This is a genomic window from Moorena sp. SIO3I6 (assembly GCF_010672095.1).
The window spans coordinates 1-2,040 of sequence record NZ_JAAHHU010000873.1 but is presented as its reverse complement, the minus strand read 5'-3'; the positions used below and the strand labels follow the sequence as shown (position 1 = coordinate 2,040).

At 43.1% G+C, this 2,040-nt stretch carries 2 protein-coding genes and 1 pseudogene; 1 reads left to right on the top strand and 2 read right to left on the bottom strand.

The features are described from left to right. The first annotated feature begins 78 nt into the window (after window positions 1–78). On the top strand, window positions 79–333 hold the full coding sequence (locus tag F6K49_RS43830; protein WP_293108084.1) for a DUF4351 domain-containing protein: 255 nt from the start codon (window positions 79–81) through the stop codon (window positions 331–333). Window positions 334–536: 203 nt separating this feature from the next. On the opposite strand, the gene F6K49_RS43825 is transcribed toward F6K49_RS43830, so the two are convergent. Beyond that, window positions 537–1,487 (bottom strand): LamG domain-containing protein, encoded by a 951-nt coding sequence (locus tag F6K49_RS43825; protein WP_293108081.1) that lies wholly within the window; start codon window positions 1,485–1,487, stop codon window positions 537–539. A gap of 308 nt (window positions 1,488–1,795) precedes the next feature. Continuing rightward, window positions 1,796–2,040 (bottom strand): annotated as a pseudogene (locus tag F6K49_RS43820) (peptide chain release factor 1); the annotation flags it as partial.

Here is a 2,040-nt window from a genome sequence, read left to right as displayed (position 1 = left end):
TTCGGTTGCTATAAATTCTACATTCTAAATTCTTCATTCTAAATTCTTCATTTAATTCAAGCCTATTTTCGGGAGGATATGATGCAAGAGTCAGTAGTTTATCAACGAATTATTCGTCAAGGATTAGAACAGGGATTAGAGCAAGGAAAGCGCAATGAGCTTAATTTAATTATCCGTCAAATTAACCGTCGCCTAGGTCAGATAAATCCCCAATTACACAATCAAATTGAACAATTATCCTTTGACCAGTTGGAGGATTTAGGAGAAGCGTTGTTAGATTTTCAAACCGAGGTTGATTTGATCAATTGGTTGAACCAGTTTAGGGATAAGTAAAATTCGCTTAGGTGTCGCACTCAAAAGTAGTGCCATGGAAAGTTGGTAGAATTGAGAATGTAGAATTGAGAATGTAGAATTGAGAATTTAATAGAATTGAGAATCGGCGAAGGTAGAATTTAAAATTCTTTATTCTTCATTCTTCATTCTTCATTCTTCATTCTTGATTCTAAATTCTAAATTCTACATTCCTCTGACCCCAATTAAGTAGACTTCAACAGCCATAGACTAAGTAAGCCCAGTCTGAAGATTTCTTTCCCTAATGGTCCTGTACCTGAACAGATGTCATGCCTGTAATCAGCTTGAATCTGTTCCTGAGTCAAAGCCCGACTGTAAATTCGCACACCAGCCAAAAGTCCGGAGTACTGATAGTCAAGGTTGCCTTGAATATCACGGAATTGACCCAGCCGTAGGGGTCTACCAGGGGAAGGTGCTATCGGGTTGTCGGTCTGATTGGGAATCCGACGGATGTTGCCGTTAAAGTCTCGAACTTCTTCGATGTGGCTTTGGATGCCATTAATGTAGGTCTGCATGATAAACCTACCGGAAGCCACTTCACCAAAGGTTGCAGCCAGATGGGTCCATTGACCACCATGGACGATATCCTCACTGACTACACCACCACTGCCGCTGGTTTCGTCTGCTTCCTTCGGTAATCCTTGGGTGACATTGTTGGGGATGATAGTCAGAATCAGGTTGCGATCCGTTTGTAGAGTACTCAGGAAAAGATACCAGGAAAATGCTTTGCATATGGGCTGTGGGCAGGCTCCAAAACCAACTTCTCCATCAGGGTAAGTACCCTGGGGAGGATCGGTAAAGGCTGGGTTTGCTTTGATGTAATCAACCTTAACCCAAGTTTCGACGGTCAGGTTAGCCAGATCTGGGAAATTGGGAACCTCAACGTATTGTGCAAAGGACATTTGCGGGGATTCGCCGCTATCAGATAAGCGTCTGAGAACGTTATAGTTCAGGGATGCTGAACCAACAAACCCTGGCGGGACATCCGCTGAGGGAGCCAACGGATGGGCATCCGGATCGTGTTGGATCATACCATCAAAGGTTCCAGGATTAGCTGTGTTCCTGATCACTCCCGTGTCAGTTGGAGTTTCAAATAAATACTCAGCTACCAAATCTGTGGGATCGGGGGTAAACATTTCTGTTTTTATTCTGCTTGGACTTTGGACAAAATTTGATGTTTTCCCTTTTGTTTCTACTCAAAACAATGGGCTAACAAATCTATTGTCAAAGGTCCCCTTAGATAGTGACAGTACCCTTTGAGGGTACTATTTTATCCAAAGTCCAAGATTAGTAGCAAAATTAGCGATTGTTTTTAAGCAACAAAAACCAGGGACTTTAGTGCAGGCAAGATTTACCCACTGCAATAATTTGATGAATTATAGTGGATTGCTATAGTACCCGTTGATGCGTTCCCGTAGCGGCTTAATGCTCGCCCATAGCGTTTTTAATGCCAATAACGCCAGTAAGGACGACCTTTCCAAAAGACCCCTAGGATTACTCCAATCACAGCATTCATGGAAAACCCAACTAACCCAAAAGGGATGGGAAGTTGGGACTTGAGCAATAAACCGACCATAAGGCACAACACTAAAGCCCAGAGACTAGAGGTCTTCAGGAATACCTGGGACTGCCAACGTTCACAAATATAGACTCCTAACACCCCAACTCCTATAGCCGCAGCCATAAACC

What these genes read in the sequence shown, in the direction of transcription:
- F6K49_RS43825 (WP_293108081.1), bottom strand. Translation starts at nt 1,487, where the DNA reads ATGTTTACCCCCGATCCCACAGATTTGGTAGCTGAGTATTTATTTGAA.
- F6K49_RS43830 (WP_293108084.1), top strand. Translation starts at nt 79, where the DNA reads ATGATGCAAGAGTCAGTAGTTTATCAACGAATTATTCGTCAAGGATTA.